General features: G+C 67.8%; 20 protein-coding genes. All 20 read left to right on the top strand.

What is annotated here, in order from left to right; genetic code table 11:
- The first annotated feature begins 299 nt into the window (after positions 1–299).
- The 20 genes from G6R20_RS03960 (at position 300) to rplQ (ending at position 13,783) form a co-directional block, all read left to right on the top strand.
- Positions 300–1,355 carry an alpha/beta hydrolase family protein gene (locus G6R20_RS03960; RefSeq protein WP_240341252.1) on the top strand — a complete coding sequence of 352 codons (1,056 nt, stop codon included), beginning with the start codon at positions 300–302 and terminating at the stop codon, positions 1,353–1,355.
- A gap of 143 nt (positions 1,356–1,498) precedes the next feature.
- On the top strand, positions 1,499–1,867 hold the full coding sequence (gene rplN / locus G6R20_RS03965) for a 50S ribosomal protein L14 (protein ID WP_007628112.1): 369 nt from the start codon (positions 1,499–1,501) through the stop codon (positions 1,865–1,867).
- Position 1,868: 1 nt separating this feature from the next.
- Positions 1,869–2,183, top strand: a complete 315-nt coding sequence (rplX, locus tag G6R20_RS03970; RefSeq protein ID WP_007628110.1) for a 50S ribosomal protein L24 — start codon at positions 1,869–1,871, stop codon at positions 2,181–2,183.
- Between the two features lie 2 nt (positions 2,184–2,185).
- On the top strand, positions 2,186–2,758 hold the full coding sequence (rplE, locus tag G6R20_RS03975; protein ID WP_067716660.1) for a 50S ribosomal protein L5: 573 nt from the start codon (positions 2,186–2,188) through the stop codon (positions 2,756–2,758).
- A 273-nt stretch (positions 2,759–3,031) separates the two neighbouring features.
- Positions 3,032–3,430, top strand: a complete 399-nt coding sequence (gene rpsH / locus G6R20_RS03980; protein ID WP_067716657.1) for a 30S ribosomal protein S8 — start codon at positions 3,032–3,034, stop codon at positions 3,428–3,430.
- Between the two features lie 12 nt (positions 3,431–3,442).
- A complete protein-coding gene (gene rplF / locus G6R20_RS03985) occupies positions 3,443–3,979 on the top strand; it encodes a 50S ribosomal protein L6 (RefSeq protein ID WP_067716654.1) in 537 nt (178 codons plus the stop codon).
- Positions 3,980–3,981: 2 nt separating this feature from the next.
- Positions 3,982–4,377, top strand: a complete 396-nt coding sequence (gene rplR, locus G6R20_RS03990; protein ID WP_067716997.1) for a 50S ribosomal protein L18 — start codon at positions 3,982–3,984, stop codon at positions 4,375–4,377.
- Between the two features lie 43 nt (positions 4,378–4,420).
- Complete coding sequence (gene rpsE / locus G6R20_RS03995) at positions 4,421–5,077, top strand: 30S ribosomal protein S5 (protein WP_067716652.1); 657 nt, start codon at positions 4,421–4,423, stop codon at positions 5,075–5,077.
- A 2-nt stretch (positions 5,078–5,079) separates the two neighbouring features.
- Positions 5,080–5,262 carry a 50S ribosomal protein L30 gene (gene rpmD, locus G6R20_RS04000; RefSeq protein ID WP_067716649.1) on the top strand — a complete coding sequence of 61 codons (183 nt, stop codon included), beginning with the start codon at positions 5,080–5,082 and terminating at the stop codon, positions 5,260–5,262.
- A 2-nt stretch (positions 5,263–5,264) separates the two neighbouring features.
- The gene (rplO, locus tag G6R20_RS04005; RefSeq protein ID WP_067716646.1) at positions 5,265–5,714 is read left to right on the top strand and encodes a 50S ribosomal protein L15; all 450 of its coding nucleotides are present in this window, start codon (positions 5,265–5,267) and stop codon (positions 5,712–5,714) included.
- A gap of 205 nt (positions 5,715–5,919) precedes the next feature.
- Positions 5,920–7,242: a preprotein translocase subunit SecY gene (gene secY / locus G6R20_RS04010; protein ID WP_067716644.1), complete on the top strand. Its 1,323-nt coding sequence runs from the start codon at positions 5,920–5,922 to the stop codon at positions 7,240–7,242.
- A gap of 48 nt (positions 7,243–7,290) precedes the next feature.
- On the top strand, positions 7,291–7,836 hold the full coding sequence (locus G6R20_RS04015; protein ID WP_069388736.1) for an adenylate kinase: 546 nt from the start codon (positions 7,291–7,293) through the stop codon (positions 7,834–7,836).
- An 8-nt stretch (positions 7,837–7,844) separates the two neighbouring features.
- Positions 7,845–8,648 (top strand): type I methionyl aminopeptidase, encoded by an 804-nt coding sequence (gene map / locus G6R20_RS04020; protein WP_163375606.1) that lies wholly within the window; start codon positions 7,845–7,847, stop codon positions 8,646–8,648.
- A gap of 119 nt (positions 8,649–8,767) precedes the next feature.
- Positions 8,768–10,048: a lipase family protein gene (locus G6R20_RS04025; RefSeq protein ID WP_163375607.1), complete on the top strand. Its 1,281-nt coding sequence runs from the start codon at positions 8,768–8,770 to the stop codon at positions 10,046–10,048.
- Positions 10,049–10,219: 171 nt separating this feature from the next.
- Entirely contained in the window at positions 10,220–10,441 is a 222-nt protein-coding gene (gene infA / locus G6R20_RS04030) for a translation initiation factor IF-1 (protein WP_005140011.1), read from the top strand.
- Between the two features lie 166 nt (positions 10,442–10,607).
- On the top strand, positions 10,608–10,976 hold the full coding sequence (gene rpsM, locus G6R20_RS04035) for a 30S ribosomal protein S13 (RefSeq protein ID WP_067716635.1): 369 nt from the start codon (positions 10,608–10,610) through the stop codon (positions 10,974–10,976).
- A complete protein-coding gene (gene rpsK / locus G6R20_RS04040) occupies positions 10,976–11,383 on the top strand; it encodes a 30S ribosomal protein S11 (RefSeq protein WP_067716633.1) in 408 nt (135 codons plus the stop codon). The genes rpsM and rpsK overlap by 1 nt, the downstream gene beginning before the upstream one ends.
- Before the next feature lie 22 nt (positions 11,384–11,405).
- Positions 11,406–12,011 carry a 30S ribosomal protein S4 gene (gene rpsD, locus G6R20_RS04045; protein ID WP_067716630.1) on the top strand — a complete coding sequence of 202 codons (606 nt, stop codon included), beginning with the start codon at positions 11,406–11,408 and terminating at the stop codon, positions 12,009–12,011.
- Positions 12,012–12,117: 106 nt separating this feature from the next.
- Positions 12,118–13,152: a DNA-directed RNA polymerase subunit alpha gene (locus G6R20_RS04050; protein ID WP_067716627.1), complete on the top strand. Its 1,035-nt coding sequence runs from the start codon at positions 12,118–12,120 to the stop codon at positions 13,150–13,152.
- Positions 13,153–13,186: 34 nt separating this feature from the next.
- Entirely contained in the window at positions 13,187–13,783 is a 597-nt protein-coding gene (gene rplQ / locus G6R20_RS04055; RefSeq protein ID WP_067716624.1) for a 50S ribosomal protein L17, read from the top strand.
- The last annotated feature ends 110 nt before the right edge of the window (positions 13,784–13,893 follow it).

A 13,893-nucleotide genomic window follows, 5' to 3' on the forward strand; every position in this document is an offset into this window, starting at 1 on the left:
TGAGTGCGCTCGCGATCGGCGCGGTCGTGATCACTACGACGGCCACGGGGCTTCCCGTCGCCGGCGCCCAGAGCACGGGCCCGGGGTCAGTCGATTCGGGATCCCTCGTTCCCAGCGTGGCGCCCGGGAGCCTGTTGGGCGCACCATCGCTCAGTATCGCCGCGTCGACCCAGCTCGGTGCCCCGATCCCGGTCACGTCCGTCCTCGGATCCGTCGGCGCCATCGGTTCCAGCGATTTCCCCCGTCCGGGAAGCTCCCAACCCCCGGCCGGGCCCCGCGCGACACGGGACGGGTCCATCGTGTCCTCCACCGTGCAGCGGATCGAGCCTCTCTTCCCGGCGTCGACGGAGGCGGTCGATCGTCGCGCCGAGGTGTGGACCGTGACGTCTGAATCCATGCAACGGACGGTCCGCGTCGAGGTCTACCGCGCCCCGGCGGGCGTCGACGCGCCCAACGTGTACTTCCTCGACGGCGTCGGTTCCGAGGTCCCGTCCGGGTGGAGCACGGGTATGGGCTGGGGCGATCCCGCGCTGCGCGACCGCGCGGTGAACGTGATCGTTCCGACGGGCGGCCCGGCGTCGATGTGGTCCGACTGGCAGGCGGACGATCCCGTCCTGGGCCCCAACAACTGGGAGACGTTCCTCACCGAGGAGTTGCCGCCGCTGCTCGAGGCCGGTTTACCCGGGGCCGCGGGGCCGCTCGCCCACAACGGGAGCTGGGGGGTCATGGGCGTGTCGATGGGGGCGTCCGCGGCGCTTCATCTGGCCAACAGGAACGAGATGTTCGGAGGCGCCGCCGGTATCAGCGGCGCCTATTCGACCACCGACGAGCTCGGCTACCAGTACGCGCGACTCACCGTGGCCGCTCGCCACGGGGACGTCACCAACATGTGGGGGCCGCGCGGGTCCCGGGAGTGGGTGGAGCACGACACCGTGGCGGACCCCTCCGGGCTCGAGGGCAAGGCGGTCTACCTCAGCGCCGCGACCGGGCTGGTGGGTTCCAGCGAGCTCGGCCGCTTCGGCAGCAACGAACTCGTGCTCATCGACGGACATGTCCTCGAGAAGGGCTCCTACGAGAGCACCCGTGCACTCGAGGCCGCGCTCGCCTCGGTTCCCGGGGTCGACCTGAGGATGAACTACATGCCCTCCGGGATCCACAACTGGCCGGTCTTCGTCACCGAGATGCGGCCGGGGATGGATCACGTCCTCTCCGGACTGCCCGACGCCGCGCCCAACGGGCGGAGGACGACGGGGGGAGTGGCGGACTCCGGGGCTAGCGCTGCCGGCTCATCGGGATCGAGCGGTTCGACGGGTTCCCTGCGTGGATCCGGATCGGCCGGTTCGAGCGGTAGCTGACCGGGATTTGGGTCCCGGTGCATGCGCACCCTACACTGGACCAGTTGCCCGACCTGGCACGTCTCGACGTGTCGACGGGTGGCATGACCGCGTGTGTCGGGTCGGTATCCGGCACACATTGAACAGACCTGGTCAGGAGAACCATGATCCAGCAGGAGTCGCGGCTGAAGGTCGCCGACAACACGGGTGCCAAGGAGATTCTCTGCATCCGCGTTCTCGGCGGTTCCAAGCGCCGCTACGCAGGCGTGGGCGACATCATCGTCGCCACCGTCAAGGACGCCATCCCCGGTGGCAACGTCAAGAAGGGTGAGGTCGTCAAGGCCGTCATCGTGCGCACCGCCAAGGAGCGCCGTCGCCCGGACGGCTCGTACATCAAGTTCGACGAGAACGCCGCCGTCATCATCAAGAACGACAACGATCCGCGCGGAACGCGCATCTTCGGGCCCGTCGGCCGCGAACTGCGCGACAAGAAGTTCATGCGGATCGTATCGCTGGCTCCGGAGGTGCTCTGACATGAAGGTTCACAAGGGCGACACGGTGCTGGTCATCTCCGGTAAGGACAAGGGCGCCAAGGGCAAGGTCATCCAGGCTTTCCCGGCTCAGGAGAAGGTCCTCGTCGAGGGCGTCAACCGCATCAAAAAGCACACCTCCAACTCGGCTGCCGAGCGCGGCGCCTCCTCGGGCGGCATCGTCACCCAGGAGGCCCCGATCCACGTGTCCAACGTGATGGTCGTGGACGCCGACGGCACCCCGACCCGGGTCGGAATCCGCACCGACGAGAACGGCAAGCGCGTCCGTGTCTCGCGCAAGACCGGGAAGGACCTGTGACCATGACTGAGACCGCTCTTCCCTCCGGGTACACCCCTCGCCTCAAGGACAAGTACCGCAGCGAGATCCGGCCGGCACTCAACGAGACGTTCGAGTACGCCAACGTCATGCAGATCCCGGGCGTCGCGAAGGTCGTCGTCAACATGGGTGTCGGTGACGCCGCCCGCGACGCCAAGCTTATCAACGGCGCCATCAACGACCTCACGCTGATCACCGGCCAGAAGCCGGAGGTCCGTCGGGCCCGCAAGTCCATCGCACAGTTCAAGCTGCGTGAGGGCATGCCGATCGGTGCGCGCGTCACCCTGCGCGGCGACCGCATGTGGGAGTTCCTCGATCGCCTGACGACCGTCGCGCTCCCGCGTATCCGTGACTTCCGCGGACTCTCGGGCAAGCAGTTCGACGGCCACGGCAACTACACGTTCGGCCTCAACGAGCAGACGATGTTCTACGAGATCGATGTCGACAAGGTCGACCGCCCCCGGGGCATGGACATCACGGTCGTCACGACCGCAACGAACGACGAAGAGGGCCGGGCACTGCTCAAGCAGCTCGGATTCCCCTTCAAGGAGGACTGACCTCCTCCACCGGCCGGACCGGCCGTCCCCGCCGGGGCACCGCATCGCGGTTCCCCGGCGGCGGGCAGACGGCCCAGTCGTCTGGTCGCGCCCCGGTGAGAAGAGCACCGGCCGCGGCGGGAACACCGGGATGCCCCGAGGGGCGCCGGATCCCATACAAGAGAACATTCGCACTCTTCGTGATAGGCCCACGACGTCACGTGGGCGGCCCACAGGTCGCCGTACGGGACGTGTTGCATGGGAACCGTTACGAGAAAGGAACATGGTCCATCCATGTCGATGACCGATCCCATCGCGGACATGCTGACGCGTGTGCGTAACGCCAATTCGGCGTACCACGACACCGTGTCGATGCCGCATTCGAAGCTCAAGGGCAACATCGCTGCCATCCTCCAGCAGGAGGGTTACATCGCGGGCTACAACGTCGAGGACGCAGAGGTGGGCAAGAAGCTCACCATCGACCTCAAGTACGGCCCCTCGCGCCAGCGCAGCATCCAGGGCATCAAGCGCATCTCGAAGCCGGGTCTGCGCGTGTACGCCAAGTCCACCGAACTGCCCAAGGTCCTCGGTGGCCTGGGCGTCGCGATCATCTCGACGTCCCAGGGTCTGCTCACGGACCGCCAGGCGAACAACAAGAAGGTGGGCGGGGAAGTCCTCGCCCACGTCTGGTAAGGGGGGCGAGAAATGTCACGTATCGGCAAGGCTCCGATCACCGTCCCGTCCGGTGTCGACATCAGGGTCGACGGCCAGACCGTCACCGTCAAGGGTCCCAAGGGCGAGCTCTCGCAGGTTCTGCCCGGGGCGATCTCGGTCTCGATCGAGGACGGCACCGTCACGGTGAACCGTCCCGACGACCACCGCGACAACCGGTCACTGCACGGCCTGTCCCGCTCGCTGGTCAACAACATGATCGTCGGCGTCACCGAGGGCTACAAGCAGGACATGGAGATCTTCGGCGTCGGTTACCGCGTCGTGGCCAAGGGCCAGGATCTCGAATTCGCCCTGGGCTACTCGCATCCGGTTCCGGTCACCGCTCCCGACGGCATCACGTTCGCCGTCGACGGTGCGACCAAGTTCTCGATCTCCGGGATCGACAAGCAGCAGGTGGGCCAGATCGCCGCCAACATCAAGCGACTGCGGAAGCACGACCCGTACAAGGGCAAGGGCATCCGCTACGCCGGCGAACAGGTCCGTCGCAAGGTCGGAAAGACGGGTAAGTGATCATGAGCAGCACCAAGAAGCGTTCACCGCTGGGCACCGATGTCTCCACCGCACGTCGCGAGGGTCGCGCCCGGCGCCATTACCGACTCCGCAAGAAGGTCTCCGGTACGCCGGAGCGTCCGCGGTTGGTCGTCAACCGGTCCTCGCGTCACATCCACGCCCAGATCATCGACGATCTGGCCGGCCACACGCTGGCCGCAGCCTCCACCATCGAGGCGGATGTGCGCTCCCTCGAGGGCGACAAGAAGGCCCGCAGCGCGAAGGTCGGCCAGCTCCTGGCCGAGCGCGCCAAGGCCGCCGGCATCGACGCCGTCGTGTTCGACCGTGGTGGCAACAAGTACCACGGCCGGATCGCGTCCCTCGCCGACGCCGCCCGCGAGGGTGGGCTGGAGTTCTGATGACCAACACCACTGCACTGTTCGCTAACGGAAGGACCGTCTGATGCCGGGACGTCAGCGTCGTGACGGCGGAAGCAACGGCCCCGCCGCAGACAACAAGACCACCACCGACAACGCCCAGGGCCGCGGCGGAGACCGCGGTCGTGGCCGGGGTCGCGACGATCGTCGCGGCCGCGACGAGGAGAAGTCGCAGTACATCGAGCGCGTCGTCACCATCAACCGTGTCTCCAAGGTCGTCAAGGGTGGTCGGCGCTTCAGCTTCACCGCCCTGGTGATCCTGGGTGACGGCAACGGCATGGTCGGCGTCGGGTACGGCAAGGCCAAGGAGGTGCCGGCGGCGATCCAGAAGGGATCGGAGGAGGCACGGAAGAACTTCTTCCGCGTTCCGCTCATCGCCTCCACCATCCCCCACCCGATCCAGGGTGAGGCTGCTGCCGGCGTCGTCATGCTCCGCCCCGCCTCGCCGGGTACCGGTGTCATCGCCGGTGGCGCCGCTCGCGCGGTGCTCGAGTGTGCCGGAGTCAACGACATCCTGTGCAAGTCTCTGGGGTCGGACAACGCCATCAACGTGGTCCACGCGACCGTGGCGGCGCTCAAGGGTCTGCATCGTCCCGAGGAGGTCGCGGCTCGTCGCGGCCTGCCGATCGAGGACGTCGCGCCCGCGGGCATGCTCCGTGCGCGTGCCGGACAGGGGGCCTGATCATGGCTAGCCTCAAGATCACCCAGGTCCGCGGGACCGTGGGGACCAAGAAGAACCAGCGGGACTCCCTGCGTACGCTCGGCCTCAAGGGCATCCGGAAGACGGTCGTGCGTGAGGACAACGCGCAGACCCGGGGTCTCATCAACGTCGTGAACCACCTCGTCGTGGTCGAAGAGACGGAGTGAGAATGACTATCAAGTTGCATCACCTGCGCCCGGCTCCCGGGTCGCACGCCGAGAAGATCCGTGTGGGTCGCGGCGAGGGCGGCAAGCGCGGCAAGACCGCCGGCCGCGGTACCAAGGGCACCAAGGCGCGTAAGAACGTCCCCGCGGCGTTCGAGGGCGGCCAGATGCCGATCCACATGCGGCTCCCGAAGCTCAAGGGCTTCAAGAACCGCAACAAGGTCGTCTTCCAGGTCGTCAACGTGTCCGACATCCAGCGGCTGTTCCCGCAGGGTGGCGAGGTCGGCGTGTCCGAGCTCGTGGCCGCGGGCGCGGTCCGGAAGAACCAGCCGGTCAAGGTGCTGGGCGACGGGGACATCTCCGTGGCCGTCACCGTGACCGCCGACAAGGTCTCCGCCTCGGCCAAGAGCAAGATCGAGGCCGCCGGCGGAAGCGTGTCGGAGGCCGGGGCCTGATACCCCGCCCGGCCCGTTCACGGGTCGATGACGGGTGCAGGGGTCGGGTCCGAGAGTCTCGGATCCGGCCCCTGCGCTCGTCTTGATAGAGTTTTCCCGTTGTGCGTTTCGGGGTCGGCGCCCGCCGGAAGGTCGGCCCGACTTCCCCCGGCGCATCTGCTTTCGACGACCGGCGGCCAACGGCCGACCACGACCAGGAGGACATGTGCTCTCCGCACTCGCGTCCGCGATCAAGGACCGGGACCTGAGGAAGAAGATCTTCTTCACCCTGGGGATCATCATCCTCTACCGGATCGGCGCGCAGATCCCGTCGCCCGGCGTCGACTACCCCAAGCTCCGGGGTCTGCTCGACACGGCGATGACCGGGGACAACGCACAGTTGTTCTCCCTGGTGAACCTCTTCTCCGGTGGCGCCCTGCTGCAGTTGTCGGTCTTCGCGATCGGCATCATGCCCTTCATCACCGCGAGCATCATCGTCCAGCTGCTCACGGTGGTGATCCCGTACTTCGAGCAGTTGAAGAAGGAGGGGCAGTCCGGCCAGGCGAAGATGACACAGTACACGCGTTATCTCACCATCGCGCTCGCCGTCCTGCAGTCCGCCGGCATCGTCGCGCTGGCCGACCGGGGGCAGCTCCTCGGCAACGGCCAGTCCGTCCTGATGGACGACAACATCCTCACGCTGCTCACCATCGTCATCGTCATGACCGCGGGCGCCGCACTCGTCATGTGGTTCGGCGAACTGATCACCGACCGTGGCGTCGGTAACGGGATGTCGCTGCTCATCTTCGCCGGCATCGCGTCCCGCATCCCGGCCGAGGGCGTGAACATCTACCAGAACTCGTCGACCATGAAGTTCGCGGCCGTCATGTTCGCGGTCGTCCTCATCGTCGTCGCCGTCGTTTTCGTCGAGCAGGGTCAGCGCCGGATCCCCGTCCAGTACGCCAAGCGCATGGTCGGCCGTCGCCAGTACGGCGGCACCTCCACCTACCTGCCGCTCAAGGTCAACCAGGCCGGCGTCATCCCGGTGATCTTCGCGTCGTCGCTGATGTACGTGCCGATCCTCATCACCCAGCTGATCCAGGGGCCCGAGCCGTCGAGCGACGGGTTCTGGCAGCGGTACGTCATGCAGTACCTGCAGAACCCCTCCAGCTGGGGCTACATCCTCCTGTACTTCGCCCTCATCATCTTCTTCGCGTACTTCTACGTGGCCATCCAGTTCGACCCGATGGAGCAGGCCGAGAACATGAAGAAGTACGGCGGGTTCATCCCGGGCATCCGCCCGGGCCGCCCGACGGCCGAATACCTGGGCTATGTCCTCAACCGGATCCTGCTGTTCGGTTCGCTGTACCTCGGTCTGATCGCGGTACTCCCCAACGTCTTCCTCGACATGGGCAGCGGGGGTGGAGATCTGCAGAACATGCCGTTCGGCGGCACCGCTGTGCTCATCATGGTCTCCGTGGGCCTCGATACCGTGAAGCAGGTCGAGGCGCAGCTGATGCAGCGCAACTACGAGGGCTTCCTCAAGTAGGCGCGGCCTCGTCCGAGCACACCAACTGTAGAAAGGCTGGTCCCCACCATGCGTCTCGTCCTCCTCGGCCCTCCCGGAGCCGGCAAGGGCACCCAGGCTGCTCTGCTCTCGGAGAAGCTCGGCGTCCCACACATCTCGACCGGTGATCTGTTCCGCGCCAACATCTCCCAGGGCACCGACCTCGGGAAGGAGGCCAAGAGCTACATCGACGCCGGCAACCTCGTCCCCGCCGAGGTGACGAACCGCATGGTCGCCGCGCGCATCGCCGAGCCCGACGCCACCGAGGGCTTCCTCCTGGACGGATACCCCCGCAGTGCAGCGCAGGCGGACGCGCTCAAGGAGATGCTCGGCGAGGCCGGCCACACCCTCGACGCGGTCCTGGAGTTCAAGGTCGACGACGACACCGTGGTCAAGCGCATGCTCGCCCGTGGGCGCGAGGACGACACCGAGGACGTCATCCGGAACCGCATGTCGGTCTACCGATCGGAGACGGCCCCGCTGCTCGAGTACTACGCCGGTGAGGTCAAGAGCATCGACGCCGTCGGTGAGGTCGACGAGATCAACGCACGCGCGCTCGCCGCGCTGGGTCGCTGACGCCCGCCGTGTTCGGACGGTCCCGCAAGGGCGTGGTCACCGCGCGTACCCCGGGTGAGTTGGACGCCATGGAGGCGGCCGGTCGTATCGTCGGACGGGCGTTGATCGCCGCCCGTGAGGCCGCTGTCCCGGGTGCCACTACCGGTGACCTCGACGAGGTCGTCGAGCAACTGATCCGGGACGCCGGGGCCGTGCCGTCCTTCAAGGGGTACGAGGGGTTCCCGGGATCGATCTGCTCCTCGGTCAACGACGTCGTGGTGCACGGGATCCCCGGGCCCGACACCGTCCTGGGGGACGGGGACCTCGTCTCCGTCGACTGCGGCGCCATCCTCGACGGGTGGCACGGGGACTCCGCGTGGTCGTTCGGGGTGGGGACTCTCGCCCCGGAGGTCGCGACCCTCAACGACGCCACGCGGGAGGTCCTCGACGAGGGCATCCTGGCGATGCTGCCCGGGAACAAACTCACCGACGTCTCGCACGCCCTCGAGGTGGCGACGCGGAGGGCGGAGGAGCGTCACGGCGTCAGCCTGGGCATCGTCGACGGTTTCGGGGGCCACGGGATCGGCCGCGAAATGCACGAATGGCCGTTCCTCGCCAACGAGGGCAAGCCCGGACGCGGCCCCCGGCTGCAGGAGGGTTCGGTCCTGGCGGTCGAGCCGATGCTCGTGCTGGGCGGTGAGACCGACACCCGGACCCTGTCCGATGACTGGACGGTCGTCACCGTCGACGGGTCGCCGGCGGCGCACTGGGAACACACGGTCGCCGTGACGGCGGACGGCCCCCGGATCCTCACGCCCCGCCCGCGCAGCTGAGGACGCACCGCGACCGGGGTCGCCACTCCGGGGGATCGGAGCGGGTCGACCGCTGACGGTCGCCCACACCGGGTTACAGTGTGTGCCGGTAGTGAACATATGCTTCGAAAGGTCCCGGCATGCTCGCTGAGCAGGAGTCCGTCGCGCGTCGCTCAGTCGTACGGGGAGCCGTCGCGCTGGTCGTGACGCTCGCTGTCGCCCTCGTCCACATCTCGGGCCCGGGCGTCGCCCCCTCCACCGCCCAGTCGGTGATGGAGGGGGGCGCGGGGTCGATAGAGGCGGATCCCCAGCCGGGGCCGTTCTATCACGCGGATCCGCAACACCTCGCGGACGCCCCTCTCGGTGAGGTGATCAACTCCCGGGACGTGACCATGCCGGCGTTCCTCGGATACCGGGTCACCGAGATCGCCTACCGGTCGACCGACTCCCGCGATCGGCCGCTACTGGCCACCGCGACGGTCGTCCGGCCGCACCACGCCCGCCCCGACGGTCCGGTGTTGAGCTACCAGCACTACCTCAATGCGCTCGGACAGCGATGCGCGCCCACCGAGACCCTCGTCCACCCGACGCTGGAGACCGTGCAGGACAACGCGATGGTCTTCCTGCGGACGCGTCTGGACCAGGGATGGACGGTCATCATCCCGGACCACCTCGGTCCGAAGGTCGCCTATCCCGGCGGTCAGTTGTCGGGCCGGATCGTGTTGGACGGGATGCGTGCGGTGCGGGACGACCCCCGCTTCGATTCCAGGCACAGCCGGTTCGGCGCCCTCGGCTACTCCGGGGGCGGCATCGCGAGCGCGTGGGTGTCGCTCCTGCACGACGACTACGCCCCGGACGTGAATCTGGTCGGGGTGGCGCAGGGCGGTGTCCCGACCGACATGACCACGATGGCGCGGATGGTCGGCAACTGGCCGCACCCGGCGTTCGGCCTGGCGTTCGCCGCGGCTGTCGGCATGGCGCGGGAGTACCCGGAGGCGATCCGGCTCGAGGAGAAGCTCACGCCGGACGGGTGGGCGCTCTACAGCCAGCTGAAGGGGCGCTGCACCGCGACCCTGTTGACGGTCGGGGCGTTCCGGTCCGTCCCGATGGTCCTCCGGGGAGGCGACCTCCTGGCAGAGGAGGGGCTGATGCGGGCGTTCGCGGAGAACAGCATCCGTCAGAGCCCGGACGTGCCCCGGGTCCCGGTGTTCATGTGGCATTCCGGGACCGACCCGCTCGTGCCGTTCTGGGACGCGGAGGAGACCGCCAAGCGGTACTGCCGAGAGGGCGCGCCGCTGACGTGGGAGCCGGGACTCGCGCCGGAGCACCTCATGGGCGCGGTGGAGAAACTGCCCGCTGCGATGAACTGGCTCCAGCAGCGCTTCGACGGGGTGCCCGCGGGGCGGGCCTGCTACGTCTGACCGTCGGTCACCGGGACCGCCGAGGGGACGCCGAGCGGGCGGCGAGGGCCCTGTCGGTGCCCGATTGGCGCAGATCGATCACCTGACGTAGGCTTATACGTCGGTGTGCCCACCAGTGCACCGACAATCCGGTAGACGTCACCCGGGGAATCGTGGAGGACCGTAACCAGCATGGCAAAGAAAGACGGAGCCATCGAGGTCGAGGGCCGTGTCGTTGAGCCGTTGCCGAACGCAATGTTCCGCATCGAACTCGAGAACGGGCACAAGGTCCTCGCACACATCAGTGGGAAGATGCGGCAGCACTACATCCGCATCCTCCCCGAGGACCGCGTGGTCGTGGAGCTCTCGCCCTACGACCTGACCCGCGGCCGGATCGTCTACCGGTACAAGTAAGACGCTCAACTCCCCGCACCAGCCGCCGAGCCCCACAGGGGCCGGCGGGATCACACCCTCGGAAGCGGAGGCCGGGGCCCCGGACGGTTGCTCATCGTGAGATGACCATCCGACAACGGGGACGGTCGGGGAGCAGACCTACCGCACGACGAAAGAGAAACGCCACATGGCACGTCTAGCCGGCGTTGATCTCCCGCGCGACAAGCGCATGGAGATCGCGCTCACCTACATTTTCGGCATCGGTCGCACCCGGTCGCTGGAGATCCTGGGGCGTACGGGCATCAGCCCGGATCTGCGCACCAAGGACCTCACCGACGAGCAGTTGACCGTCCTTCGTGACGATATCGAGGGCAACTACAAGGTAGAGGGTGACCTCCGCCGCGAGGTCCAGGGCGACATCCGCCGGAAGATCGAGATCGGTAGCTACCAGGGCCTGCGCCACCGCCGTGGCCTGCCGGTCCGTGGACAGCGCACCAAGACCAACGCCCGTACCCGTAAGGGTCCGAAGAAGACCGTCGCCGGAAAGAAGAAGTAATGCCCCCCAAGTCACGCGCTGCGGGCCCCAAGAAGACGGGCCGTCGCAAGGAAAAGAAGAACGTGCCCCTGGGCCAGGCCCACATCAAGAGCACGTTCAACAACACGATCGTCTCGATCACCGACCCGTCCGGTGGCGTCCTCGCATGGGCGTCCTCCGGCCACGTCGGCTTCAAGGGCTCGCGCAAGTCGACGCCCTTCGCCGCCCAGCTCGCCGCCGAGAACGCGGCCCGCAAGGCGCAGGAGCACGGCGTCAAGAAGGTCGACGTGTTCGTCAAGGGCCCCGGCTCGGGACGTGAGACCGCGATCCGCTCGCTCCAGGCCGCCGGCCTCGAGGTGGGCACGATCTCCGATGTCACCCCCCAGCCCCACAACGGCTGTCGTCCGCCCAAGCGGCGTCGAGTCTGAGCCGGAAGGAACGCACTAAATCATGGCACGTTACACCGGCCCCGTCACCCGCAAGTCCCGCCGTCTGGGCGTGGACCTCGTGGGTGGAGACACCGCATTCGAGCGTCGGCCCTTCCCGCCCGGTCACCACGGCCGCGCGCGGATCAAGGAGTCCGAGTACCGCACCCAGCTGCAGGAGAAGCAGAAGGCCCGCTTCACCTACGGCGTGATGGAGAAGCAGTTCCGTCGTTACTACGAGGAGGCGAACCGCCGCGCCGGCAAGACCGGTGAGAACCTCCTGCAGATCCTCGAGTCGCGACTGGACAACGTCGTGTACCGCGCGGGTCTCGCGCGGACGCGTCGCCAGGCCCGTCAGCTCGTGGCCCACGGTCACTTCCTGGTCAACGACCAGAAGGTCACCATCCCGAGCTACCGGGTCTCGCAGTACGACATCGTCGACGTCCGTCCCAAGTCCACCAAGATGGACTGGTTCGAGATCGCCCAGGAGACCCTCGGCGAGCGTCCCGTCCCGGCGTGGCTGCAGGTCGTCCCGACGACCCTGCGGGTCCTCGTCCACCAGCTCCCCGAGCGCGCGCAGATCGATGTGCCGCTGCAGGAGCAGTTGATCGTCGAGCTCTACTCGAAGTGATCTGTCCCCCCTCGTCGCCGGGCGGGCCGCACACCGCGGCCCGCCCGGCGACGGTGGGTTCCCACGGCGTCAAATAGCGGGCGTCGAGAATCGAAAGAGGTAGCACATGCTCATCTCCCAGCGGCCCACCCTCACCGAGGAGGTCGTCTCCGAGAACCGCTCGCGGTTCGTGCTCGAGCCCCTCGAGCCCGGTTTCGGCTACACCATCGGCAACTCGCTGCGGCGCACGCTGCTGTCGTCCATCCCGGGCGCGGCCGTGACCAGCATCCGCATCGAGGGCGTCCTGCACGAGTTCACCACCGTGCCTGGCGTGAAGGAGGATGTCACCGACATCATCCTCAACCTCAAGGGCCTGGTCGTCTCGTCCGTCGAGGACGAGCCGGTCACCATGTACCTCAAGAAGCAGGGTCCGGGAGCCGTCACCGCCGGTGACATCGTCCCGCCCTCCGGCGTCGAGGTGCACAACCCGGACCTGCACATCGCCACCCTCAACGAGAAGGGTCGGCTGGAGATCGAGCTGGTCGTCGAGCGTGGCCGCGGCTACGTTCCCGCCGGGCTCAACAAGGACGCGGGCCACGAGATCGGCCGGATCCCGGTCGACTCGATCTACTCGCCCGTGCTCAAGGTGACCTACAAGGTCGAGGCTACCCGTGTGCACCAGCGCACCGACTTCGACCGTCTGGTCCTGGACGTCGAGACCAAGAACTCGATGACCGCCCGGGACGCCCTGGCGTCCGCCGGCAAGACCCTCGTCGAGCTCTTCGGCCTCGCCCGTGAGCTCAACGACGAGGCGGAGGGCATCGAGATCGGGCCGAGCCCGGCCGAGGCCGACCACATCGCCGCCTACGGTATGCCGATCGACGACCTGGACCTGTCGGTCCGGTCCTACAACTGCCTCAAGCGCGAGGGCGTCCACACCGTGGGCGAGCTCGTGGCCCGCAGTGAGTCGGACCTGCTCGACATCCGGAACTTCGGACAGAAGTCGATCGACGAGGTCAAGGTCAAGCTCGTGGAGCTGGGCCTGTCCCTCAAGGACGCGCCCCCCGGATTCGATCCCGCCTCGGTCGCCGGCTACGACGCCGAGACCGGCACGTGGACCGACGAGGGCGGCGAGGATTACGCCGAGACCGAGCAGCTCTGACGAGCGCCCGGAACACCATTCCTAGGAGAATCTGATGCCCAAGCCCAAGAAGGGCGCCCGCCTCGGCGGATCCGCCGCCCACCAGCGGCTCATCCTCTCGAACCTGGCCACCCAGCTGTTCGAGCACGACGCGATCCGCACCACGGAGACCAAGGCGAAGCTGCTGCGCCCCTACGCGGAGAAGCTCATCACCAAGGCGCGTCGTGGCACGCTGGCCGACCGTCGTGAGGCCGCCAAGGTCATCCGCGACAAGGACGTCCTGCACAAGCTGTTCGCCGAGATCGGCCCCCGGGTCGCGAACCGCGACGGTGGCTACACCCGGATCGTCAAGCTCGAGAACCGCAAGGGCGACAACGCGCCCATGGCGATGATCGCGCTCGTCACCGAGGAGCTCGCCTCCGCCGAGGCCTCGCGCGCCACCCGCGCCGCGGCGTCCAAGGCGGCCACCGCGCCGGCCGCGGCCCCCGCGGAGTCCACCGACGACGTCACGGCCGAGGCCGAGGCCAACAGCCCGATCGCCGATCAGGTCGAGGCCGCCGACGACGCACAGGTCGACGCCGCGGAAGAGACCGCCGAGGCCGTGTCCGAGGACACCACGCACGCCGAGGGCGAGGACGCCGACAAGGCCTGATCGCCAGCATCGGATCACGCCGTCAGGGCCCCGCCACCGCATCACGCGGTGGCGGGGCCCTCGTCGTCGATCCGGGGTGGCCGCGTGGGATCGGCGCGTGGGATCGGGAT

This window comes from Dietzia sp. Alg238-R159 (assembly GCF_900537145.1).
In the GTDB taxonomy this organism is placed as follows: domain Bacteria; phylum Actinomycetota; class Actinomycetes; order Mycobacteriales; family Mycobacteriaceae; genus Dietzia; species Dietzia kunjamensis.